General features: G+C 65.3%; 21 protein-coding genes and 1 riboswitch. Of the genes, 13 read left to right on the top strand and 8 right to left on the bottom strand.

Features of this window, described 5'->3' with window-relative positions; genetic code table 11:
• Positions 1-2 precede the first annotated feature (2 nt).
• Positions 3-782 (top strand): cobalt-precorrin-6A reductase, encoded by a 780-nt coding sequence (locus tag AC1DPX_RS10310; protein ID WP_477236350.1) that lies wholly within the window; start codon positions 3-5, stop codon positions 780-782.
• Here AC1DPX_RS10310 and AC1DPX_RS10305 read toward each other — a convergent pair.
• From AC1DPX_RS10305 to AC1DPX_RS10270, 8 genes are all read right to left on the bottom strand, one after another.
• Positions 746-1,510, bottom strand: a complete 765-nt coding sequence (locus AC1DPX_RS10305) for a precorrin-3B C(17)-methyltransferase (RefSeq protein WP_477236348.1) — start codon at positions 1,508-1,510, stop codon at positions 746-748. The two genes, AC1DPX_RS10310 and AC1DPX_RS10305, sit on opposite strands and share 37 nt — an antisense overlap.
• On the bottom strand, positions 1,507-2,265 hold the full coding sequence (locus AC1DPX_RS10300; protein WP_477236346.1) for a precorrin-2 C(20)-methyltransferase: 759 nt from the start codon (positions 2,263-2,265) through the stop codon (positions 1,507-1,509). The genes AC1DPX_RS10305 and AC1DPX_RS10300 overlap by 4 nt, the downstream gene beginning before the upstream one ends.
• Positions 2,262-2,894 (bottom strand): precorrin-8X methylmutase, encoded by a 633-nt coding sequence (locus tag AC1DPX_RS10295; RefSeq protein WP_477236344.1) that lies wholly within the window; start codon positions 2,892-2,894, stop codon positions 2,262-2,264. Before AC1DPX_RS10295 ends, AC1DPX_RS10300 begins: the two co-directional genes overlap by 4 nt.
• A gap of 2 nt (positions 2,895-2,896) precedes the next feature.
• Positions 2,897-4,396 carry a precorrin-3B synthase gene (cobG, locus tag AC1DPX_RS10290; protein ID WP_477236342.1) on the bottom strand — a complete coding sequence of 500 codons (1,500 nt, stop codon included), beginning with the start codon at positions 4,394-4,396 and terminating at the stop codon, positions 2,897-2,899.
• Positions 4,393-8,121 (bottom strand): cobaltochelatase subunit CobN, encoded by a 3,729-nt coding sequence (locus AC1DPX_RS10285; RefSeq protein ID WP_477236340.1) that lies wholly within the window; start codon positions 8,119-8,121, stop codon positions 4,393-4,395. Before AC1DPX_RS10285 ends, cobG begins: the two co-directional genes overlap by 4 nt.
• Positions 8,122-8,140: 19 nt before the next feature.
• On the bottom strand, positions 8,141-9,178 hold the full coding sequence (cobW, locus tag AC1DPX_RS10280; protein ID WP_477236338.1) for a cobalamin biosynthesis protein CobW: 1,038 nt from the start codon (positions 9,176-9,178) through the stop codon (positions 8,141-8,143).
• Positions 9,179-9,180: 2 nt separating this feature from the next.
• Positions 9,181-9,609 (bottom strand): DUF1636 family protein, encoded by a 429-nt coding sequence (locus AC1DPX_RS10275; protein WP_477236336.1) that lies wholly within the window; start codon positions 9,607-9,609, stop codon positions 9,181-9,183.
• A 39-nt stretch (positions 9,610-9,648) separates the two neighbouring features.
• Positions 9,649-9,854: riboswitch (cobalamin riboswitch) on the bottom strand.
• Positions 9,855-9,883: 29 nt separating this feature from the next.
• Entirely contained in the window at positions 9,884-11,083 is a 1,200-nt protein-coding gene (locus AC1DPX_RS10270; RefSeq protein ID WP_477236334.1) for a winged helix-turn-helix domain-containing protein, read from the bottom strand.
• 333 nt (positions 11,084-11,416) lie between these two features.
• On the opposite strand from AC1DPX_RS10270, the gene AC1DPX_RS10265 reads away from it, so the two are divergent.
• The 12 genes from AC1DPX_RS10265 to nuoK all read left to right on the top strand — a co-directional run bounded on the left by AC1DPX_RS10265 (position 11,417) and on the right by nuoK (position 22,392).
• Positions 11,417-11,782, top strand: a complete 366-nt coding sequence (locus AC1DPX_RS10265) for an NADH-quinone oxidoreductase subunit A (RefSeq protein ID WP_095204098.1) — start codon at positions 11,417-11,419, stop codon at positions 11,780-11,782.
• The gene (locus AC1DPX_RS10260) at positions 11,773-12,354 is read left to right on the top strand and encodes a NuoB/complex I 20 kDa subunit family protein (protein ID WP_015317338.1); all 582 of its coding nucleotides are present in this window, start codon (positions 11,773-11,775) and stop codon (positions 12,352-12,354) included. Before AC1DPX_RS10265 ends, AC1DPX_RS10260 begins: the two co-directional genes overlap by 10 nt.
• A 4-nt stretch (positions 12,355-12,358) precedes the next feature.
• The gene (locus tag AC1DPX_RS10255; protein ID WP_477236332.1) at positions 12,359-12,964 is read left to right on the top strand and encodes an NADH-quinone oxidoreductase subunit C; all 606 of its coding nucleotides are present in this window, start codon (positions 12,359-12,361) and stop codon (positions 12,962-12,964) included.
• Between the two features lie 9 nt (positions 12,965-12,973).
• Positions 12,974-14,164 carry an NADH-quinone oxidoreductase subunit D gene (locus AC1DPX_RS10250; RefSeq protein ID WP_202359185.1) on the top strand — a complete coding sequence of 397 codons (1,191 nt, stop codon included), beginning with the start codon at positions 12,974-12,976 and terminating at the stop codon, positions 14,162-14,164.
• On the top strand, positions 14,165-15,445 hold the full coding sequence (locus AC1DPX_RS10245; protein WP_477236330.1) for an NADH-quinone oxidoreductase subunit E: 1,281 nt from the start codon (positions 14,165-14,167) through the stop codon (positions 15,443-15,445).
• Between the two features lie 10 nt (positions 15,446-15,455).
• Positions 15,456-16,760 carry an NADH-quinone oxidoreductase subunit NuoF gene (gene nuoF, locus AC1DPX_RS10240; RefSeq protein WP_202359187.1) on the top strand — a complete coding sequence of 435 codons (1,305 nt, stop codon included), beginning with the start codon at positions 15,456-15,458 and terminating at the stop codon, positions 16,758-16,760.
• A 79-nt stretch (positions 16,761-16,839) separates the two neighbouring features.
• Positions 16,840-17,535, top strand: coding sequence for an NADH-ubiquinone dehydrogenase (locus AC1DPX_RS10235; RefSeq protein WP_202359188.1), 696 nt, complete (start codon positions 16,840-16,842; stop codon positions 17,533-17,535).
• A 73-nt stretch (positions 17,536-17,608) separates the two neighbouring features.
• Entirely contained in the window at positions 17,609-19,690 is a 2,082-nt protein-coding gene (gene nuoG, locus AC1DPX_RS10230; protein WP_477236328.1) for an NADH-quinone oxidoreductase subunit NuoG, read from the top strand.
• Between the two features lie 2 nt (positions 19,691-19,692).
• Positions 19,693-20,736, top strand: coding sequence for an NADH-quinone oxidoreductase subunit NuoH (nuoH, locus tag AC1DPX_RS10225; protein ID WP_284273884.1), 1,044 nt, complete (start codon positions 19,693-19,695; stop codon positions 20,734-20,736).
• Positions 20,736-21,227, top strand: coding sequence for an NADH-quinone oxidoreductase subunit NuoI (gene nuoI / locus AC1DPX_RS10220; protein WP_095204089.1), 492 nt, complete (start codon positions 20,736-20,738; stop codon positions 21,225-21,227). The genes nuoH and nuoI overlap by 1 nt, the downstream gene beginning before the upstream one ends.
• 234 nt (positions 21,228-21,461) lie before the next feature.
• Positions 21,462-22,082, top strand: coding sequence for an NADH-quinone oxidoreductase subunit J (locus tag AC1DPX_RS10215; RefSeq protein ID WP_202359191.1), 621 nt, complete (start codon positions 21,462-21,464; stop codon positions 22,080-22,082).
• 1 nt (position 22,083) lies between these two features.
• Positions 22,084-22,392, top strand: coding sequence for an NADH-quinone oxidoreductase subunit NuoK (gene nuoK / locus AC1DPX_RS10210; RefSeq protein WP_019858930.1), 309 nt, complete (start codon positions 22,084-22,086; stop codon positions 22,390-22,392).
• The last annotated feature ends 4 nt before the right edge of the window (positions 22,393-22,396 follow it).

The raw sequence follows: 22,396 nt of genomic DNA, 5'->3' as shown, positions 1-22,396 counted from the left end.
CCATGAAGAAAATTCTGATCCTCGGTGGCACCAGCGAAGCCCGGCAACTGGCGGGAAAGCTGGCCGCGCGTGCCGATATGTCGCTCACCTTGTCTTTGGCCGGGCGCACCGAAAGCCCCGTCGCGCAAGGCGTGCCCGTGCGAAGCGGAGGCTTTGGTGGCGCCGAGGGCCTGGCCGCCTATCTCGGGGAGACGGGCACGGACCTGCTGATCGACGCCACGCATCCCTATGCCGCGCGAATCTCCGCCAATGCCGCGCAAGCGGCGCGGCTGACCGGCGTGCCGATCCTCGCCTTGCGCCGTCCCGGCTGGGAGCCTGTCGAAGGCGACCGCTGGACTGAGGTTGATACGGTTGCCAGTGCCGCTCACGCGCTTGGAATCGCGCCGCGCCGTGTCTTCCTGGCGCTTGGCCGGCAAGAGGTTGCTGCCTTCGAAGCAGCACCGCAGCACCACTATCTCATCCGCAGCGTCGATCCGGTCGAGCCGAAGCTGGCCGTGCCGGATGCGAGCTATCTGCTGGCGCGCGGGCCGTTTGGCGAGGGGGAAGAACGCGCGCTGCTCGAAAACCATCGCATCGACGTCGTCGTGTCCAAGAACAGCGGCGGCGCTGCCACCTATGGCAAGATCGTCGCGGCACGGGCGCTTGGCATCGAGGTGGTCATGGTGCGCAGGCCTGATCTGCCGGAGGTGCCTTCGGCTGAAACCGTCGATGAGCTCGCCGCGATTGTTGACCAATTTGGGGTCGATCATTTTGTCGAGCCCGCTGCCGAACGCGGCGTGTAGACCAGCGCCGGCCTGTCGACGCGCTTGATGATCCGGGTTTCCGGCGAACCGATGATGATGCAGGTCGCCATGTCGGCCTTCTGCGCGTCGACATCGGCCAGCAGGTAGACCTCGATGCGTTCGTCCGGCCGGCCGGCGGCGCGGCCGAAGATGACAGGCGTGGTGCCCGGCAGGATCGCCGTCAGGCATTCGAAGGCGCGGCCAAGCTGCCAAGGGCGCGCCTTGCTGATCGGGTTGTAGAGCGCGATGACGAAGCCGGCGCCGGCCGCCGCCAGCAGCCGCAGTTCGATCAGTTCCCACGGCTTCAGATTGTCGGACAGCGAAATGGCGCAGAAATCATGGCCGAGCGGCGCGCCGATGCGGGCGGCGACGGCGAGCATGGCGGTGATGCCGGGCACGACCGCGACATCGATCGCGCGCCATTCCACCGGTCCGGCCTCGATCGCCTCGCAGACGGCCGCCGCCATGGCGAACACGCCGGGGTCACCGCCGGAAACGACGGCGACATCATGGCCCTCGGCGGCCTTGATCAAGGCATCCTTGGAGCGGGCGAGTTCCTCGCGATTGTCCGAGGCGACGCGAGTCTGGTCCGGGCGCAACTCCAGCCGGTCGAGATAGGGCTTGTAACCATAGAAGAACTTCGCCTCGGCGACGGCGCGGCTGGCTTCAGGGGTGACCTGATCGGCATTGCCGGGCCCAAGGCCGATGACGGTGAGACGGCCGCTCATGCCTGCGCTCCCACGGCACCAGGCCGGCCGGACCAACCGGCGACCAGCACTATGGCGAAGTAGGGCGCCTTGTCGTCCGGTTTGTCGGCGAGCTTCATCGAGACACTGCCGGCCATGGTGCCGCGCTCGACATAGACAGCGCGCGTCAGCTTGCCGGTAGCCTCCAGCGCGCGCCTGATCTTGGGCAGGTTGCGGCCGACCTTCATGATGACGGCGGCATCGGTGTCGGCCAGCCTCCGCGTCAGCTCGAATTCGCTCATTGTGCCGGGCAGCACGGTCAGCACGTCGTCGCCCTGCACGATCGGCACGCCGGTCTGCGACCAGCAGCCGGACATTGCGGTGACGCCGGGAATGACTTCCGTGGGGAAGCGATGGGCGAGGCGTACATGCAGATGCATGTAGGAGCCGTAGAACAGCGGATCGCCTTCGGACAGGACGGCAACCATCCTGCCGGCTTCGAGGTGTTCGGCGACCTTCTCGGCCGACTCCTCGTAGAAACCGGTGATCTGCGAGCGGTAGTCGTCGTGATCCTTGTCGATCTCCGTGGTGACGGGATAGAGCAGCGGCAGTTCCAGCATATCGGGCCGGAAGCGCGCCTCGACGATGGCCCGCGCATTGCTGTTGTTGCCGCGCTTGGCGAAATAGGCGACGACATCGGCCTCGGCCAGGGCGCGCGCGGCCTTCAGCGTCAACAGTTCGGGGTCGCCGGGACCGGTGCCGACGCCGACGAGCTTGCCTTTGGAGAGCGCGTTCACAGGCCGGGCCTCGCCAGGGAATTGAGCGCGGCGGCGGTCATGGCGCTGCCGCCAAGCCGGCCACGCACAATGGCATAGGGCACGCCATAGGAATTCTCGGCCAGCGCATCTTTCGATTCGGCCGCACCGACGAAGCCGACCGGCATGCCGATGATGGCCGCCGGCTTCGGCGCGCCGTCGCGCAATTTCTCCAGGAGATAGAACAGTGCGGTCGGCGCATTGCCGATGGCGACGACGGAACCCGCCATGCGCTCGCCCCACAGGTCGATCGCGGCAGCCGAACGGGTGTTGCAGATCTCCCTGGCGATCTCATGCGTGCGCGGGTCGCGCAGCGTGCAGATCACCTCGTTGCCGGCCGGCAGCCGGGCGCGAGTGACGCCATGCGAGACCATTTCCGCGTCGCAGAAGATCGGCGCGCCGGCGGCAAGGGCCTTGCGCGCCGCGGCGACGAAGTCAGTGGAGAAAACGAAGTGGCTCGATGCTTCGACCTGGCCGCAGGCATGGATCATGCGGATGGCGACATCGGCCTCGGCTTCGGAGAAGCGAGACAGGTCCGCCTCGGCGCGGATGATGGCGAAGGAGCGCTCGTAGATCGCCGTGCCGTCGTGGATGTAGTCGTAGGCGGCCATGCTCATTCCTGTTGGTAGGTCTCGGCGATTGCTGCCGGCCCGAGCCTTGTCAGGCAAGCGGCGGCGGTCTCGCCCTGAAATCGTGCGCTGCGGATTGCCGCTGCGACGCGACCGATGCCGCGCGCGGCGTCATAGCCCGGCCTGTAGCCGGCAGGAAGGGCCTTTGCCGTCGCGTTCACGACAAGTCCGGCTCCATTTTCGCCGCCGACGATCGTGAGTGTCGCCGGACCGGGATGCGCGCAGCCCTTGGCGCAGCCGGAAACGTGCAGCGTGAAGTCGAGGATGTCGGCGTTTTCCGCTGCGATCGTCTCTGCGATCTCGCGCGTGGCGATCCGGCCGGAGGCGCAAGCGGGCGTGCCGGGGCAAGCGGCGATGCGGGTGCGCGGGTCGGTGGGGGCGGTGACGAAGCCGAAGGTGGCGGCGGTGGTTTGTAGGGGCTGGTTGGTGGCGGCAGGCTGGCCAAGGAAAAGCAGGGCGCGGCCTTGGGCGAGGCGGATTTCGGTGGTGCCGAGGGTGAGGGCGCTTTGGGCGAGGGCAATGATTTTGTCCGCGGGCATGCTGCCGTAGGGCAGGGCAATGCCGAGGGCAGTGGCGGTGTTTAGGGGGAAAAGGCCGACAGGCTTGCGCGAGGTGCCCCCCTCTGTCCTGCCGGACATCTCCCCTACAGGTGGGGAGATTGGCGGCCCGGCCGGCAGCGCCGTTCTAGCGAAGGTGGAAATTTGCTCAGCCGTTTCGGCGTCAGAAATTGGCGAAGGCGAGCGTGAAAGAGCAGTCTCCCCCCTCGTGGGGGCGATGTCCGGTCGGAAAGAGGGGCGCGCCTCGCGCAAACCTATCAGGCATTGCCAACCCGCCAGAGACACCAACTGCCGCTCCGACAAATCCCTTGCGTGTGCCTCACGGCCTTTCTCGGCCACCATCCTCAGCGCTGCGACGACAATGTCGCGCGTGGCGGCGTCTTCCGCCTCGACCAGCAATCGTGCGCTCCGCCCATCACCCGCGACAGACACCTGCCACTGAACTCCGGCATCACCCCGTACCGCCCTCAACCGCACATCGGCGGTTACCGCATCCATTGCCAATTGCCCGCCGCCGTCGACAATCACCGAAACCTTCGGCCCCAGCCTCGGCGTCAGCCCGGCCTCTTCAATCGCTACCCTGATCCGCTCAGCCAGCGGTCGCGGATCGGCGATCTCCTGCGGGTCGATGCCTGCCAGCGGGCCAGTCTCGACCGGCACGCCGGTCCGCACCGCAATGCCCAGTGCGTCCACCTCAGCTGCCAGCAGTGCAGCACTTTCCGTTGTCAGACCGCGTATCTGCAAACTACCCCGTGCGGTGACTTCCATGATGCCGTTGCCATGCCGCAAGGCGGATTCGGCCAGTCCGATCAGAAGCTTCGGCGACAATGCTCCAGCAACCGGGTTGAGCCGCACCAAGAGCCCATCGCCGGTCTGCATCGGCGCCGACAAAGCCGGGCAGGCGCCGCGGCGCGAGAAGGCGTTCATGCCGCCACTCCCAGCGCCTCGGCCTCGGCAATCAGCGCGGCGAGATCATCGTCGATCGAATTGCGCAAGGGATGCCACAGGCCACGCCGGCGCGCCGACAGGAAACGCTCGGCGATGACTTTCGCGGCCGCCGGGTTTTCGCGCAGGATGAAGGCGCGGACTTCCGCGTCGCCGACATAGGCGTCGTGCACGGCCTCGATCAGCGCGCCCGAAATGGCATTTGTGGTTTCGGCAAAGCCGACAAGCCGGTCGACCGTCTCGGCGAATTCCGAGGCGCCGCGCGGGCCGTGCCGCATCTGGCCCGATATGAAGCGGGCATTGACGGCGCGGGCGCGCACCACCCGCGACACGGCCTCACTGATCGAGCGCGGCTTCGGCTTTTGCGGGTCCGTGGTGTCGAGCACGATGACGTCGGCATTCCGGCCAAGCGCGGCAAGGGCGGCCGAAAACCCGCCGATGAAGGCGACGTCGGCGGAGCCTTCGAGAATGTCGCGGCCAGGGTCGTCGCCGGTGTGCACGAGCAGGTCGGCCTCGGCGATGCGGGTCTCGAAGGCGCCGGGGGCGGAGATGCCTTCGCCGCCGGCGCCGCCATAGGCATGCGAGGTGGCGTCGAGATAGGCGCGGCCGATTTCTTCGCGCGCACCCCAGTCGCCGCTCGACAACAAATCTTCCACGCCGGCGCCGTAAGTGCCGGGCGAGGTGCCGAAAATGCGCGGGCTGATCTTGCCGTCGGCGCGTGTCCTGGCCGCGAGCGGGTTTTCCGAATCCTCTTCGTCGCGCGCGGCAACGGCGTTGGCGGCGGCGTCGATCAGCGCGATCTGGGTCGGGAACATGTCGCGGAACAGGCCCGATATGCGCCAGGTGACGTCGACGCGCGGGCGGCCGAGCGTGGCCGGCGGCAGCAATTCGATGCCGGTGATGCGGCCGGTGGCGGCATCCCATTGCGGCCGGCAGCCCATCAGCGCCAGGCCTTGGGCAATCTCCTCGCCGCCGGTGCGCAGCGAGGCCGAACCCCAGAGGTCGATGACCAGCGAACGCGGCCAGTCGCCATGCGATTGCAGATAGCCGCGCACCACTTCTTCCGCCGCCGCCTTGCCCAGATCATAGGCGGTCGGCGTCGGCATTGTGCGTGGATCCGATGTGAACAGATTGCGGCCGGTGGGGAGCACGTCTGAGCGGCCACGCGCCGGTGCGCCGGCCGGACCGGCCTTGACGTGGCGGCCATCGAGCGCGGCAAGCAGCGCCGATCTTTCAGCCTCGGCACTCTGGCGGCGCATGGCATCGGGCTCGTCCTCAGCCGCACGGCCGTAAATATGCAGGCCGTCCTTGATGGCGAAATCCTTGAGGTCGCAGAGCCAGGAATCGATGCGGCGCAGCGCCTCGTCGGGCGCGTCGGTCCTGGCGACGCCGGCTTCGGCGGCAAGGCCGGTCTTTTGGGCGGTGTCGACGATCAGCTTGGCCAAGCGGTCGCGGCGGCGGCGGTCGAGGCCGTCGGCCTGGGCGTATTCGTCGACCAGGCGCTCGAGTTTGTGCTGATCCTCATCCAGCCCGGCGCCGGTCAGCGGCGGCGGCAGATGGCCAAGGGTGATGGCGGCGATGCGCCGCTTGGCCTGCGCCGCTTCGCCGGGGTTGGAGACGATGAAGGGATAGATGACGGGCAGCGAGCCGGTGACGATCTCGGGGAAGCAGCTTTGCGACAGCGCGACCGTCTTGCCGGGCAACCATTCCAGCGTGCCGTGGGCGCCGACATGGACCAGGGCGTGGACGCCGAGCGATTTGCGCAGCCAGAGACCGAAGGCGATCAGGGCGTGGCGCGGCGGCAGCGTCGGGTCGTGGTAGTCGGCGCGGCGATCCGCGGAGCGGCCGCGATCGGGAGCCAGCGCCACGGTGATGTTGCCGAAGGTCGCGGCGCGGAAGGGGAAGTGCTGTTTGCCTGATGGTGAAGGCTGGCGCGACGCGCCCCCCTCTGTCCTGCCGGACCCGGCCCTTCGCTGTCGCTCCGGGCGTTGGTCGCTCGGAAAGCCAAGCAATTGGCTTTCCGTCCGCTGCGCGGACCACTCCTCACCCCCCTCAAGGGAGGAGATTGCTCCTTCACGCCCGCTTTCACCAATTTCCACGGGTGAAGACGGAAGGCCGCCGCTGGAACTGCCAATCTCCCCCCTAGTGGGGGAGATGTCCGGCAGGACAGAGGGGGGCGCATTGACGTGAGCTTCGTCATTGGCGTTGCCCCACGCACCGTCGACTGCATCGTATGCGGCCTTGGGCAACTCCGTGGACAAGCGAAGGTAGTCGTCCAGACTCAACCCCCGATCGCCCCGCTCCAGCAAACCCAGCAGCGCCCGAGGCGATTGCGGAATCCCTTCAACCACATAGCCCTGCTCCTTCAGGTCATGCAGCATGGCCAGCACGCTCGACGGGACATCCAGGCCGACCGCATAGCCAGTCCTGCCCGGCGCGCTCGGGTAGTCCGGGATCAGGATGGCCAGTTTTCGCTCGGTGCGGGGTGTCGCCTGCAGCTTGATGAAGGCCGCCACACGGTCGGCCACCTGCGCCACGCGATCCGGTTCCGGCCGATTGGCGAAGGCGCGGTGGCCAAGTCCGGGATCGACATCGCTTTCGCCCTTGAAGGAAATGGCGCCGGCGAGGATGCGGCCGTCCAGTTCGKGCAGCACGACATGCATGGCGAGGTCGGCGGGTGCCAGGCCGCGCTGGTTGTTCTCCCAGACGTCGCGGCGGGTGGTGGCGACGATGACCTGGAAGACGGGCACGCCGGCGCGGTCGAAAAGGGTTTCCACGCCGGGTTCGGCGCCGGAGGCGAAAGCGGTCGCGGTTATGATGGCGGCGGGTTTGAGCGTGGCGAGGGCCGTTTCCACGAAGGCCAGGGATGCCGGATCTTTGAGGCTGGAGACGAAGATGGGGACAGGCGCCATGCCGCGCTGCCGTAGTGCTTCAAAGAGCGCATCGATCGGCGCGATATCGGCGGCGAGCAGCATCGAGCGATAGAAGAGGATCGGGACGACCTTTCCCTCCCCCTCGAGGGGAGGGTGGCCCGCAGGGCCGGGTGGGGTCGGTACGACCGGACGCGACGTTTCTTTGCGTTGGCGCGCTTCGGAGAGGACCCCACCCCCGGCCTGCGGCCGGACCCTCCCCTCGAGGGGGAGGGGGACGACGCCGCGGTTCGGCTCGTAGTAGCCCGCTTTCGGCACGCTGACCGGCTCAGTCACATAAGCATCCTGTCCAGCCAACCCCGCCAGCCGCTGCACCAGTGCGCCCATATTGGCCGGGCCGCCCTCGCGGAAATAGCCGAGCAGCGCGTCCAATTCCTGGCGCGGCAGCGTCGAGGCTTCGATCAGCCTGAGATCCTCGTCGTGGCTTTCGCCGGGAAGCAGCGCCAGTTTTATGCCGCGCTCGCGTGCGGTCGAGGCCAACTGGTCACAGCCATAGCGCCACCAGTCGTAGCCGCCGAGGATGCGCACCAGTATGATCTTGGCGTGGCGCGCGACACTGTCGATCCAGAGATCGACGGACATCGGATGGCGAAGGTCGCGCAGTGCCGCCAGCCGCATCGAGGGTAGGCGGCCGACATCCGCCTTCCAGGCGGCCGCCAGCCCGGCGAGATCGCTGTCGGTGAAGGACAGGGCCACGATATCCGCTGGCGTCTGCCGCAGATCGACCGGCTCGGCGAGATCGTCGAGCGAGGCGGAGGTCGTGGTGAGGATATGCATCGCGGCCCGTGTCTGAAAATCAGCCGGCGAGTATACGCTCGATTGCCGGGCGGTTCAGCCCCTTGAGGCCGATGACGACGAGGCGCGAGCGGCGGTCGTCCTCGGCCGTCCAGGCGCGGTCATAGTAATGATTGACGCGCGGGCCGACGGCCTGCAGCAGGAGCCGCATCGGCTTGCCGCCGACTTCGACGAAGCCTTTCACGCGCAGCACGTTTTCCTGTTCGGCGGCAGTGGCGACACGCTTGGCCAGTTCGTCCGGATTGGCGATCGACGGGATGTCGACGATGAAGGTGTCGAAGTCGTCATGCTCGTGGTCGAAGGCGCCGTCATGGTGGGATTTGCGGTTCTCGATGTCATCCTCGACGGCGAGCCCGAGCCCGAGCAGCACGGACGGATCGACCTTGCCGTGCGAGGTTGGCACGATCTTCACGGCGCGGGCGGAGTGTTCGCCAATGATGGCGTTGGCGCGGGCCGAACCGGCGGCGTCCATCAGGTCGCTCTTCGACAGGATGATCAGGTCGGCGCAGGCGATCTGGTCCTCGAACAATTCCTCGACCGGGTCGTCATGGTCGAGGGAGTCGTCAGCAGTCCTCTGTGCCTGTAGGGCGTCCATGTCGTTGGCGACGCGGCCTTCGGCAAGTGCGGGACCGTCGACCACGGCGATGACGCCGTCGACGGTGACGCGGCTCTTCACCGTCGGCCACTGGAAGGCCTGGACCAGCGGCTTGGGCAGAGCGAGGCCGGAGGTTTCGATCAGGATGTGGTCGACCTTGGGGTTGAGCGACAGGATCTGGTCGAGTGCCGGCACGAAATCGTCGGCCACGGTGCAGCAGATGCAGCCATTGGCCAGTTCGACGATGTTTTCCTCCGGACAGGTGTCGATGCCGCACCCCTTCAAAATCTCGCCGTCGATGCCGATGTCGCCGAACTCGTTGACGATGATGGCAATGCGCTTGCCGCCGGCGTTTTCCAGGAGATGGCGGACCAGCGTCGTCTTGCCGGCGCCGAGGAAGCCGGTGACGACGGTGCAGGGGACGCGAGATACGGAAGTGCTCATGATCAATCCTTCAACAGGCCGAGGGGAGGAATACGGGCAACGAGGCCGCGCTTGAGGGAATCGGGCCGGCCACGCCAGGGGATGAGGCCGTCCGTCGAGGTGGCGAAGAGCTTCGCGCCGGTGACGAGGTCGGCGCCGCTGGCCACGGTCAGGTCGCCGAAGACATAGCTCCAGCAGCCGTCGCGCAGGATGGCGGCGCTCAGCCGGCGCTTGCAATTGCCGAGGCATTCGACCGTGCGGATGCGGATATTTGCATCAGATGCGGCACGGCGCGTGTCCTGCGCCAACAGTTCGCCCGCGCGGGGATGCCCGTCCGAGCCGGTCTCGTCGCGACAGGAGGCGCAGACGATGACCGTGACGCCGGCCAAGGCTTCGCTGTCGGCGGACGCATTGTCCGTTGTGCCAGCCGAAAAACTGCTGTTCTGGTCCAAAAACCGGGCTCCTTGCCCGGAAACCCGCCGGGCGATCGGATTCTTTTGTCGCAGACGGCAGGTCTCCTGGCTCGCGGGTCATCGCCTTGGGTGCCGCCTTCCCGGGAAACTCCCAGTGGCTTTCGGCCTTGGCTCTTCGCTTACAGTTGCGGGGACAGCCGCGGATTTGAGATTTTTCACCCCGCACCGCATTCCCTCTTAGCCCCTGCCGTTGCGGGCAGGGGACCGTCTGGACCGGATTTAGGCTTTTGCGGGTAGCGGTGTCAACGCGGGCTTACGACACCGTCATGTCGGCCAGCGCCGGACCCAGATCGCCGGCGGACGTCACGTCCATGCGTTCAAGGCCGAGCCAGCCCTGCATCTGTTTCAATTCCTCGAACAGTTGCGCAGCGGTTTCGGGCGGCGCGCCGGGCTCGGCGTAGGCGGCGTGGACGCGCAGCACGCTGGCCGGCCGGTCCGCCTTGAGGTCGACGCGGGCGACGATCCGGTCGCCGAGCAGGAAGGGGAGGACGTAGTAGCCGTATTGGCGCTTTTCGGCCGGCGTATAGATCTCGATGCGGTAGTGGAAATCGAACAGCCGCTCCGAGCGCGAGCGCTCGAAGACGACCGGGTCGAACGGTGCGAGCAAGGCGCGCGCCTCGATTTTCCGGGGCAGGCGGGCATCCTTGTGAAGGTAAGCCGGCTTGTCCCAACCCTCGACTCGCACCTGCAGCAGTTCTCCGGTCTCGACCAGTTCCTCCAGCCGGCCCTTCATGTTGGCCGGCGACAGCCGAAAGTAGTCGCGCAAATCGCCTGATGTCGCGATGCCATGGGCGCGAGCGGAAATGCGCAGCAATTCGCGGTGCGCGTCCTCCGGGGCGGGCACCGGCAGGTCGAGGATCGCCTGCGGCAGCACGCGCTCGGGCAGGTCGTAGAAGCGCTCGAAGCCGCGGCGGTGCGCCGTCGTGATGCGCCCGGCCCAGAACAGCCACTCGAAGGCATGCTTGGCATGGCTCCAGCCCCACCAGCCGCCGGAGCCTTTCTGGCCTTCCAGTGCCGAAGCGGCGATCGGACCGCGTGCGACGACCTCGCGGTAGATCTCTTCTATATAGGCGGCGTGCTCGCGGCCCCATTTGGCCAGGCCCAGATACATCTCGTCGCCCCGTTCGGCGCGCTGCATGCGCCAGCGCATCAGCGGATAGGTCTCGACCGGCAGGAAGGATGCTTCGTGCGCCCAGTATTCGAAGACCGTGCGCTTGCGCGTCACGGCGGCATTGTCGAGCAGAGCGAGCGGGTAGGGGCCAAGCCGCGAATAGAGCGGCATGTAATGCGCGCGCACCACCGCGCTGACGGAATCGATCTGCAGCAGGCCGGTGCGCGAGAGCACGCGGGCGAAGTGGCGGCGGCCGGGCGTGCCGGCGGGACGGGGATCGAGAAACCCCTGCGCGGCGAGCGCGATGCGCCGGGCGGTGGCAAGCGAGATCTTTTCCTTCATGCAGGCATCACTCTGGGGTGCTTCGGCTGTTGGTCTGACGGGTGATTCCGGCCCATGCTAGCAGGGTTTTGGCGGCAACCCTGTCAGGAGATAAAAGTGGAGTGAAAAGTGAAGGAAATCAAACAGGAGCGGATCGGACCAGTTTCTCCGGATATGCCGTCCAGGTCGGCGTTTTGAACAAGGTTTGACTTGCTTCGCTGGAAGTGCTGCGCTAACCCTCGCCGCGTTGCAGCATAGGCCCCTTAAAACGGTTCAGCGGTTAATCTGTCACGCTTCCGCATTAAGGTCCGGTGCTGTAATCAAAGTGGATTGGCGCCAACGGAAAGCCGCTGCATGAACGCACTCCTCAGTTCATACCTGCCCATCGTCCTGTTCATCGGCGTGGCGCTGGTCGTCGGCCTGGCGCTGCTGGCCGCACCGTTCCTGGTGGCTTACCGCAATCCCGATCCCGAAAAGCTTTCCGCCTACGAGTGCGGTTTCAACTCGTTCGACGATGCCCGCATGAAATTCGACATCCGTTTCTACCTGGTGTCGATCCTGTTCATCATCTTCGACCTCGAAGTGGCCTTCCTGTTTCCCTGGGCGGTGTCCTTCACGAAGATCGGCATGCTGGGTTTCTGGTCGATGATGGTGTTTTTGGCAGTGCTGACCATCGGCTTTGCCTATGAATGGAAAAAAGGAGCGCTGGAATGGGATTGAACGACAGTTCAGGCACCCTCGTCGCGCCGAAGCCGAAGGGCATTATCGATCCCAACACTGGCCGGCCGGTGGGGGAGGACGATCCCTTCTTCCTCGAAATCAACAATGAGCTCGCCGACAAGGGGTTCCTGGTCACCTCGACCGAGGCGCTGATCACCTGGGCGCGCTCGGGCTCGCTGATGTTCATGACCTTCGGTCTGGCGTGCTGCGCGGTGGAGATGATCCACACCTCGATGCCCCGCTACGATTCGGAGCGTTTCGGTGTCGCGCCGCGCGCCTCGCCGCGCCAGTCCGACATCATGATCGTCGCCGGCACGCTGACCAACAAGATGGCTCCGGCGCTGCGCAAGGTCTACGACCAGATGCCGGAGCCGCGCTACGTCATCTCGATGGGCTCCTGCGCCAATGGCGGCGGCTACTACCACTATTCCTATTCGGTGGTGCGCGGCTGCGACCGCGTCGTGCCGGTCGACATCTATGTGCCCGGCTGCCCGCCGAGCGCCGAAGCTTTGCTCTACGGCATTCTTCTCCTGCAGAAGAAAATCCGCCGCACCGGCACGATCGAACGGTAAATCCATGGCCGCATCCCTTAGCGAACTGTCGACCTATCTCGGCGAAAAGCTGATTGGTCGCGTCAATGGCGCTGATATCGCCTATGGCGAGCTCACCATCCATGTCGAGCCGCGCGATCTGGTCGAGGTAATGACCTTCCTGCGCGATGATCCGCGGTGCCAGTTCATCTCGATCATCGATGTCTGCGGCGCCGACTATCCGTCGCGCGCCAAGCGCTTCGACGTCGTCTATCACCTGCTTTCGCCGAAACAGAATGTCCGCATCCGCGTCAAGGCGCAGGCCGACGAAGAGACGATGGTGCCGTCGATCACCGGCGTTTTCCCGGGTGCCGACTGGTTCGAGCGCGAGACCTACGATCTCTATGGCGTGCTGTTCTCGGGTCATCCCGACCTGCGCAGGCTTTTGACCGACTACGGTTTCGAAGGCCATCCGTTGCGCAAGGATTTCCCGCTGACCGGCTTCGTCGAGGTGCGCTACGACGACGAAGCCAAGCGCGTCATCTACGAGCCGGTCGAGCTCAAGCAGGAATTCCGCAATTTTGATTTTCTTTCCCCTTGGGAAGGCACCGACTACGTGCTGCCCGGGGACGAAAAAGCCAAGACGAATTGAGGCGCCAGAATGGCTGAAACCTCCGTCCGCAATTTCAACATCAATTTCGGCCCGCAACACCCTGCGGCGCACGGCGTTTTGCGCCTCGTGCTGGAGCTCGACGGCGAAGTCGTCGATCGCGTCGATCCGCATATCGGGCTCTTGCATCGCGGTACGGAAAAGCTGATCGAGGCAAAAACCTATCTGCAGGCCGTGCCTTACCTCGATCGGCTCGACTATTGCGCGCCGATGAACCAGGAACATGCTTTCGCGCTGGCCGCCGAGCGCCTGCTCGGCATCGAAGTGCCGAGGCGAGGCCAGCTGATCCGCGTGCTGTATTGCGAAATCGGTCGCATCATGTCGCACATCCTCAATGTGACGACGCAGGCCATGGACGTCGGCGCGCTGACGCCGCCGCTGTGGGGTTTCGTCGAGCGCGAAAAGCTGATGGTGTTCTATGAGCGCGCCTCCGGCTCGCGCATGCATGCCGCCTATTTCCGCCCCGGCGGCGTCCACCAGGACCTGCCGCGCCAGCTGGTCGAGGACATCGGCAAGTGGATTGACCCGTTCCTGAAGTCGATCGACGACCTCGACAAGCTCTTGACCGGCAACCGCATCTTCAAGCAGCGCAATGTCGATATCGGCATCGTTTCGCTGGCCGATGCCTGGGCCTGGGGCTTTTCCGGCGTCATGGTGCGCGGTTCGGGCGCGGCATGGGACCTGCGCAAGTCGCAGCCCTATGAATGCTATTCGGAAATGGATTTCGACATTCCGATCGGCAAGAATGGCGACTGCTACGACCGTTACCTCGTGCGCATGGAAGAGATGCGCCAGTCGGCGCGGATCATGCGCCAGTGCGTCGACCTGCTGCTCGGCAAGGAAAGCACCGGCCCGGTGTCGAACCTCGACGGCAAGGTCGTTCCGCCCAAGCGCCAGGCGATGAAGCGGTCGATGGAAGCGCTGATCCATCACTTCAAGCTCTACACCGAGGGCTATCGCGTGCCGGCCGGCGAGGTCTACGCGGCCGTCGAGGCGCCGAAGGGCGAGTTCGGCGTCTATCTGGTCTCCGACGGCACCAACAAGCCGTACCGCTGCAAGCTGCGCGCGCCGGGTTTCGCGCATCTGCAAGCCATGGATTTCCTCTGCCGCGGCCACATGCTGGCCGACGTCACCGCCGTCCTCGGCTCCCTCGACATCGTGTTTGGTGAGGTCGATCGCTAAATGTCAGTCCGCCGTCTCGCAGAAGCCAGCGTCCAGCCAGCATCCTTCGCCTTCAACCGGGCGAACGCGGCCGCGGCGAAGCAATGGATCAAGAAGTACCCGAAGGGCCGCGAGCAGTCGGCGATCATTCCCTTGCTGATGATCGCGCAGGAGCAGGAAGGCTGGGTCACCAAGGCGGCGATCGAGACGATTTCCGACATGCTCGGCATGCCCAGGATTCGCGGGCTCGAGGTCGCGACCTTCTACACGCAGTACCAGCTCAATCCCGTCGGCACCCGCGCGCACATCCAGGTCTGCGGCACCACGCCCTGCATGCTGCGCGGCTCGGAAGCGCTGATGGATGTCTGCCGTTCGAAAATCCACCACGACCAGTTCCACACCAACGACAAGGGCACCTTGTCGTGGGAAGAGGTCGAGTGCCTCGGCGCCTGCGTCAACGCACCGATGGTCATGGTGTTCAAGGACACGTTCGAGGATCTGACGCCGGAACGGCTGGCTGAAATCATCGATCTCTATGACGCGGGCAAGGGCGCCTCGGTGGCTCCGGGACCGCAGAACGGCCGTACCGGCTCGGAGCCGGCCTCCGGCCTGACCACGCTGAAGAGCGAAAAGGCGATCCTCAAGTCGACCCGTGACAGGGAGGCGAGGGAAGCAGCCAATGCCGCCAAGGCGGCACCCGGCGCGATCACCGCTGCGCCCGTTCCGGCGCCCGCTGCCGCTCCCGTCGCGCCGTCCAATGCCGGCAAGCCGAAGACCGATGCGCCTGAAACCAGCCCGGCGTTGAAGACACCGTCAAAGACCAAGGTGGCGCCGGCGGCGGAGAAGGCGGCGAGCGTTTCGGCGCCGCTGCATTCAGCCGCCAATGCCAACAAGGCAGCGCCGGAAGTCGAGAAGGTTTCCAAGCAGCGCAACGGGCCCAAGTCCAAGGCCGAACCGGCCGCCGCCTTCAAGGCGCCGGAAGCCAAGGCGCCAGCCGCAAAGCCGGCAAAACCATCGCTGGAGGACAAGAATCGCCCGGCCGGCATCGACAGGCCGGCCGCGGTCGACGATCTCAAGCTGATTTCCGGCGTCGGCCCGAAGATCGAGGGCGTCCTGCATACGCTGGGCATCTTCACCTTCGCGCAGGTCGCTTCCTGGAAGAAGGCCGAGCGCGATTGGATGGACGGCTATCTCTCCTTCCACGGCCGCATCGAGCGCGACGACTGGGTCAAGCAGGCAAAGGCGCTCGCCAAGGGCGGCGTCGCCGAATACATCCGCGTCTTCGGCAAGAAGCCGGTCTGAGGGACGAAAAATGCTTCAGGACAAAGACCGCATCTTCACCAACATCTACGGCCTCTTCGACAAGTCGCTGGCCGGCGCGATGGCGCGCGGCGCCTGGGACAACACGCCCGGCATCGTCGCCAAGGGGCGCGATTGGATCGTCAACGAGATGAAGGCGTCGGGCCTGCGCGGCCGTGGCGGCGCCGGCTTCCCGACCGGGCTGAAATGGTCGTTCATGCCCAAGCAGAGCGATGGCCGGCCGAGCTATCTCGTCATCAATGCCGACGAATCCGAGCCCGGCACCTGTAAGGACCGCGACATCCTGCGCAACGACCCGCACACGCTGGTCGAGGGCGCGTTGCTCGCCGGCTTCGCCATGGGCGCGATCGCGGCCTACATCTATGTGCGCGGCGAGTTCATCCGCGAGCGCGAGGCGCTGCAGCGGGCCATCGAGGAGGCCTATGAGGCCAAGCTGATCGGCAAGAACAACACCTCGGGCTACGATTTCGACGTCTACATGCATCACGGCGCCGGCGCCTATATCTGCGGCGAAGAGACCGCACTGCTGGAGAGCCTTGAGGGCAAGAAAGGCCAGCCCAGGCTGAAGCCGCCATTCCCGGCCAATGTCGGCCTTTATGGCTGCCCGACCACCGTCAACAATGTCGAATCGATCGCTGTGGCGCCGACCATCCTGCGCCGGGGCGCGGCCTGGTTCTCGTCCTTCGGCCGGCCCAACAATGTCGGCACCAAGCTGTTCTGCGTCTCCGGCCACGTCAACAACCCGTGCACCGTCGAAGAGGCGATGTCGATCCCGTTCCGCGAGCTGATCGAGACGCATTGCGGCGGCATCCGCGGCGGCTGGGACAATCTGCTCGCCGTCATTCCGGGCGGCGCTTCCGTGCCGCTGGTGCCGGCCGAGCAGATCATCGACACGCCGATGGATTTCGACGCGCTGCGCGACCTCAAATCCGGCCTGGGCACGGCGGCCGTCATCGTCATGGACAAGTCGACCGACGTCGTGAAGGCGATCGCGCGGCTGTCCTATTTCTACAAGCATGAGAGCTGCGGCCAGTGCACGCCGTGCCGCGAGGGCACCGGCTGGATGTGGCGGGTGATGGAGCGGCTGGTGCGCGGCGAGGCGCAGAAGCGCGAGATCGACATGCTGCTCGACGTCACCAAACAGGTCGAGGGCCACACGATCTGCGCGCTGGGCGACGCGGCGGCATGGCCGATCCAGGGCCTGATGCGGCATTTCCGAGGCGAGGTGGAGCGGCGCATTGACGAGTTTTCGCGCAACGCGCACCGCGCCGAACCGGTGATGGTGGCGGCGGAATAGTAGAAATCGTGAGTGCGGGCGAAAGCCCGAAGCTGGAATAACGGGTCGGGGCGAACGAAGAAACGACCAGGAGAACTCTATGGCGCCGTATTCGACACCCTACCCATTGATGCCCAATTTGGACCAGATCGAAAAGATGAACCAGGACCTGACCAGGATGATGCCGAAGGAGATGGCCAGCGCCGTCAACCTTTTCGTGCACCCTGTCGCGGGTGCGGCGGCGATGTCGGCGCTTGGCATCGGGCTCGCCAACCATGCGTTCGGCGTCTGGATGGGCGCGCTTTCGGGCGCCGTCGAGGCATCTCAGCGCCTGATGCAGCCGCTGATGGAGGATTTCGAGGCCCGCGTCGAGCAATTCGAGGACGCGAACGCGTCGTCCATCAAGGCGCGGGCGACGGCCAAGAGCATGATCGCCGAGGCGCAGTCCTTCGCGCAGGAGGTCACCGACATCGCCGCCAAGGAAGCCGCCACCACGGCACCGGCGGTGAATGCGGCTCCGGCGGCCGGCGAGGCCGCCGATGTGCTGCTGCCCGAGGATTTCAGGCAGCCCAGGGCGATCGACAAGCCGGCGAAGCCGTCCGACCTCAAGGCGATATCGGGCATCGGCCCGAAGCTGGAAAAGGTGCTGAACGGGCTTGGCATCTGGACCTATGCCCAGATCGCCGCCTGGTCGCCGCAGGAGATCGCCTGGGTCGACGATTATCTGTCGTTCAACGGCCGCATCGGGCGTGACGACTGGACTGCGCAGGCGGCTGTGCTGGCCGCCAAGAAGTGAATGAAATGCCGGGCGCCGCGTCTGCCGCGCCCGGGAAATGAGATTGCGGGAAATCCGCAGGGGTTTGAAGCGAATGGCAAAGCTCAAGGTCGACGGGAAAGAGATCACTGTACCCGACCACTACACGCTGCTGCAGGCGGCGGAAGACGCGGGCGCGGAAGTGCCGCGCTTCTGCTTCCATGAGCGGCTGTCGATCGCCGGCAATTGCCGCATGTGCCTGATCGAGGTGAAGGGCGGGCCGCCCAAGCCGCAGGCCTCCTGCGCCATGGGCGTGCGCGATCTGCGCCCCGGCCCCAATGGCGAGCCGCCGGAAATCTTCACCAACACGCCTATGGTCAAGAAGGCCCGGGAAGGCGTGATGGAGTTCCTGCTGATCAACCATCCGCTGGATTGCCCGATCTGCGACCAGGGCGGCGAGTGCGACCTGCAGGACCAGGCGATGGCCTTCGGCGTCGATTCCTCGCGCTATCACGAGAACAAGCGCGCCGTCGAAGACAAATATATCGGCCCGCTGGTCAAGACGGTGATGAACCGCTGCATCCATTGCACGCGCTGCGTCCGCTTCACCACGGAAGTCGCCGGCATTTCCGAGCTTGGCCTGATCGGCCGCGGCGAGGATGCCGAGATCACCACCTATCTCGAACAGGCGATGACCTCGGAGCTGCAGGGCAACGTTATCGACCTCTGCCCGGTCGGCGCGCTGACCTCCAAGCCCTTCGCCTTCCAGGCGCGGCCGTGGGAACTGACCAAGACCGAATCCATCGACGTGATGGACGCTGTCGGCTCGGCGATCCGCATCGACAGCCGCGGCCGCGAAGTGATGCGCATCCTGCCGCGCGTCAACGAGCAGGTGAACGAAGAGTGGATCTCCGACAAGACCCGCTTCATCTGGGACGGATTGCGCACGCAGCGCCTCGACCGCCCCTATGTGCGCAAGGACGGCAAGCTGGTCCCGGCGAGCTGGGCCGAAGCTTTCACCGCCATCAAGGACGCGGTGTCGAAGACCACGCCCGAGAAGATCGGCGCCATCGCTGGCGATCTCGCGGCGGTCGAGGAAATCTATGCGCTGAAGCTTTTGATGGCTTCGCTTGGCTCCAAGAATGTCGACTGCCGCCAGGATGGCGCAGCACTCGATCCGGCGCTGGGCCGCGCCAGCTACATCTTCAACCCGACCATCGAAGGTATCGAGCAGGCCGACGCGGTGCTGATCATCGGCGCCAATCCGCGCTTCGAGGCCTCGGTGCTCAACGCCCGCATCCGCAAGCGCTGGCGGGTCGGCAATCTGCCGGTCGGCGTCATCGGTGATATCGGCGACACGCGCTACGAGTATGAATTGCTCGGCGCCGGGCCGGATTCGCTGAAGGATTTGGCCGACGGCAATGGCAAGTTCTTCCAGACGCTGAAGAAGGCGACGCATCCGCTGATCATCGTCGGCCAGGGCGCGCTGGCGCGCGCCGACGGCGCGGCCGTGCTCGGCCAGGCGGCGAAGCTTAGCACGGCCGTCAACGCCGCACGCGCCGACTGGAACGGCTTTGCCGTGCTGCACAATGCGGCGGCCAGGGTCGGCGGCCTCGATCTCGGCTTCGTGCCGGGCGAGGGCGGCAAGGATGTCGCCGGCATGCTGGGCGAAACGGACGTGCTGTTCCTGCTCTGCGCCGACGAGATCGACATGGGCAAGACCGGCGGCGCTTTCGTCGTCTATATCGGCACCCATGGCGACCATGGCGCGCACCGTGCCAACGTCATCCTGCCGGCGGCTGCCTACACCGAGAAGTCGGGCACCTACGTCAACACCGAAGGGCGCGTGCAGCAGACCAACCGCGCCGGCTTTGCGCCTGGCGATGCGCGCGAGGACTGGGCAATTCTCAGGGCCCTTTCGGATGTGCTGGGCAAGAAGCTGCCATTCGATTCGCTGCCGCAGCTGCGCGCGAAACTCTATGGCGAATACCCGCATCTGGCCCGCATCGATCAGGTCGCGGCCGGCAATGCCGAGGATATCGCTGGCGTGGCGAAGCTCGGCGGGCGTCTGAACAAGGGCACCTTCACCTCGCCGGTCAAGGATTTCTACCTGACCAACCCGATTGCGCGGGCGTCCGCCGTGATGGCGGAATGCTCGGCACTGGCCAAGAGCGGCTTCAAGCAGGCGGCGGAATAAGCATGGACACCTTCTTCTCCTTCTACGTGCTGCCGGCGCTGCTGATTCTTCTGAAGTCAGTCGTGCTGATCGTGGTGCTGCTTATCTTCGTCGCCTACATACTCTATGCCGACCGCAAGATCTGGGCGGCGGTGCAGTTGCGCCGCGGCCCGAACGTCGTCGGCCCGTGGGGCACGCTGCAGGCTTTCGCCGATCTGCTGAAATTCGTCTTCAAGGAACCGGTCATCCCGTCAGGCGCCAACAAGGGCGTGTTCCTCCTGGCGCCGCTGGTGTCGGCGGTGCTGGCGATTTCGGCCTGGGCGGTCATTCCGGTCAACCAGGGCTGGGCGATCGCCAACGTCAATGTCGGCATCCTCTATGTCTTCGCCATCTCTTCGCTCGAGGTCTATGGCGTGATCATGGGCGGCTGGGCTTCCAACTCGAAGTACCCGTTCCTCGGCGCGCTGCGTTCGGCCGCGCAGATGGTTTCCTACGAAGTGTCGATCGGCTTCGTCATCGTCACCGTGCTGCTCACCGCCGGCTCGCTCAACCTCAGCGATATCGTGCTGTCGCAGCAGGGTGGGCTTGGCACGCGGCTTGGCCTGCCCAACACCTTCCTCGACTGGAACTGGCTGGCACTGTTCCCGATGTTCATCATCTTCTTCATCTCGGCGCTGGCCGAGACGAACAGGCCGCCCTTCGACCTGGTCGAAGCCGAATCGGAACTGGTCGCCGGCCACATGGTCGAATATTCGTCGACGCCGTTCCTGCTGTTCTTCCTCGGCGAGTATGTCGCCATCGTCCTGATGTGCGCGCTGGCCACCATCCTGTTCCTTGGCGGATGGCTGCCGCCGTTCGACTTCGCGCCCTTCACCTGGGTGCCCGGCGTCATCTGGTTCGTGCTGAAGGTCTGCTTCGTGTTCTTCGGCATCTCGATGGTGAAGGCCTTCGTGCCGCGCTACCGGTACGACCAGCTGATGCGGCTGGGCTGGAAAGTGTTCCTGCCGATCTCGCTGTTCATGGTGGTCGCCACCGCAGCCTTCCTCAAGATCACGGGGTTTGCGTGATGTCCGCTCTCGGCCAAGCCGCCAAATCGCTGCTGCTGCAGGATTTCGTCAGTGCCTTCTTCCTGTCGATGCGCCAGTTCTTCGCGCCGAAGGAGACGATCAACTATCCGCACGAGAAGGGGCCGACCAGCCCGCGCTTCCGGGGCGAGCATGCGCTGCGCCGCTATCCCAACGGCGAGGAACGCTGCATTGCCTGCAAATTGTGCGAGGCGATCTGCCCGGCGCAGGCCATCACCATCGAGGCGGGCCCGCGCCGTAACGACGGCACGCGCCGCACGGTGCGTTACGACATCGACATGGTGAAGTGCATCTATTGCGGCTTCTGCCAGGAAGCCTGCCCGGTCGACGCCATTGTCGAGGGGCCGAATTTCGAGTTCGCGACGGAGACGCGCGAGGAGCTCTACTACGACAAGGACAAGCTGCTGGCGAATGGCGACCGGTGGGAGCGCGAACTGGCGCGCAACATCTCGCTGGACTCGCCCTACCGCTGATATTTGACGCATGGACGGGGCGAGGGGCCTCGTCCAGAGGATGATGCCGAAAAGTTGCAGACTTTTCGGACCAGATCATCCTCCGGATGAAAAGAGTGTCGCATGTTTCTTTCGATCGGGTCTTTCAACCCGATCGGAACATGCGATAGGAACACGCAACTTGACGACCGGAGGCGGTCGCAGAGAACAAACAGGACGAGCGTCCTGTTTGGACAGGAACCCGGGGGAACCCCAATGCTGAGTGGACTAGAGGCGGCCTTTTTCTACCTCTTCGCCTTTGTCGCCGTGGCCTCGGCGTTCATGGTCATTTCGTCGCGCAACCCCGTGCATTCGGTGCTGTTCCTGATCCTGACCTTCTTCAACGCCGCCGGCCTGTTCATGCTGACCGGCGCCGAATTCCTGGCGATGATCCTGCTCGTCGTCTATGTCGGCGCGGTCATGGTGCTGTTCCTGTTCGTCGTCATGATGCTGGATGTCGACTTCGCCGAAATGAAAGAGGGCGCGCTGCAATACGCGCCGATCGGCGCGCTGGTCGGGCTGATCCTGGCGGCGGAGCTGATCGTCGTACTCGGCGGCTACACATTCGCGCCGAAGCTGGCCGCGACGGTGTCGAAGCCCATTCCCGATCTCGCCACGCGTTCGAACACGGCCGCGCTCGGCGACATCCTCTACACCGACTACCTCTACTACTTCCAGATTTCGGGCCTCATCCTGCTGGTTGCCATGATCGGCGCCATCGTGCTGACGCTGCGCCACAAGGAAGGGGTCAAGCGGCAGTCGATCGCAGCCCAGGTCGGCCGCACGCCGGCCACCGGCATGGAAATCCGCAAGGTCAAGTCGGGCGAAGGAGTCTGAGATGGTCGTCGGCATCGCACATTATCTGACCGTATCGGCAATCCTGTTCACGCTCGGCGTGTTCGGCATCTTCCTGAACCGCAAGAACGTCATCGTCATCCTGATGTCGGTCGAGCTGATCCTGCTTGCGGTCAACATCAACTTCGTCGCCTTTTCGGCAGCGCTCGGCGATCTGGTCGGCCAGGTGTTCGCGCTGTTCGTGCTGACGGTCGCGGCGGCCGAGGCTGCCATTGGACTTGCCATTCTCGTCGTCTTCTTCCGCAACCGCGGCTCGATCGCGGTCGAAGACGTGAACATGATGAAGGGTTGACGGA

Source organism: Mesorhizobium sp. 01N446 (assembly GCF_056399285.1).
Note: the sequence above shows the minus strand (reverse complement) of the source record. Positions and strands in the feature narration are given on the sequence as shown.

Excerpts from the sequence above, each read along its gene's own strand:
- nuoI (WP_095204089.1), top strand. The coding sequence starts at position 20,736 with ATGTCCGCTCTCGGCCAAGCCGCCAAATCGCTGCTGCTGCAGGATTTC.
- AC1DPX_RS10245 (WP_477236330.1), top strand. The coding sequence starts at position 14,165 with ATGTCAGTCCGCCGTCTCGCAGAAGCCAGCGTCCAGCCAGCATCCTTC.
- nuoF (WP_202359187.1), top strand. The coding sequence starts at position 15,456 with ATGCTTCAGGACAAAGACCGCATCTTCACCAACATCTACGGCCTCTTC.
- AC1DPX_RS10310 (WP_477236350.1), top strand. The coding sequence starts at position 3 with ATGAAGAAAATTCTGATCCTCGGTGGCACCAGCGAAGCCCGGCAACTG.
- AC1DPX_RS10295 (WP_477236344.1), bottom strand. The coding sequence starts at position 2,894 with ATGGCCGCCTACGACTACATCCACGACGGCACGGCGATCTACGAGCGC.
- AC1DPX_RS10265 (WP_095204098.1), top strand. The coding sequence starts at position 11,417 with ATGAACGCACTCCTCAGTTCATACCTGCCCATCGTCCTGTTCATCGGC.
- AC1DPX_RS10305 (WP_477236348.1), bottom strand. The coding sequence starts at position 1,510 with ATGAGCGGCCGTCTCACCGTCATCGGCCTTGGGCCCGGCAATGCCGAT.
- AC1DPX_RS10215 (WP_202359191.1), top strand. The coding sequence starts at position 21,462 with ATGCTGAGTGGACTAGAGGCGGCCTTTTTCTACCTCTTCGCCTTTGTC.
- nuoG (WP_477236328.1), top strand. The coding sequence starts at position 17,609 with ATGGCAAAGCTCAAGGTCGACGGGAAAGAGATCACTGTACCCGACCAC.
- AC1DPX_RS10270 (WP_477236334.1), bottom strand. The coding sequence starts at position 11,083 with ATGAAGGAAAAGATCTCGCTTGCCACCGCCCGGCGCATCGCGCTCGCC.
- AC1DPX_RS10250 (WP_202359185.1), top strand. The coding sequence starts at position 12,974 with ATGGCTGAAACCTCCGTCCGCAATTTCAACATCAATTTCGGCCCGCAA.
- nuoH (WP_284273884.1), top strand. The coding sequence starts at position 19,693 with ATGGACACCTTCTTCTCCTTCTACGTGCTGCCGGCGCTGCTGATTCTT.
- AC1DPX_RS10255 (WP_477236332.1), top strand. The coding sequence starts at position 12,359 with ATGGCCGCATCCCTTAGCGAACTGTCGACCTATCTCGGCGAAAAGCTG.
- AC1DPX_RS10235 (WP_202359188.1), top strand. The coding sequence starts at position 16,840 with ATGGCGCCGTATTCGACACCCTACCCATTGATGCCCAATTTGGACCAG.
- AC1DPX_RS10260 (WP_015317338.1), top strand. The coding sequence starts at position 11,773 with ATGGGATTGAACGACAGTTCAGGCACCCTCGTCGCGCCGAAGCCGAAG.
- nuoK (WP_019858930.1), top strand. The coding sequence starts at position 22,084 with ATGGTCGTCGGCATCGCACATTATCTGACCGTATCGGCAATCCTGTTC.
- cobG (WP_477236342.1), bottom strand. The coding sequence starts at position 4,396 with ATGAACGCCTTCTCGCGCCGCGGCGCCTGCCCGGCTTTGTCGGCGCCG.
- cobW (WP_477236338.1), bottom strand. The coding sequence starts at position 9,178 with ATGAGCACTTCCGTATCTCGCGTCCCCTGCACCGTCGTCACCGGCTTC.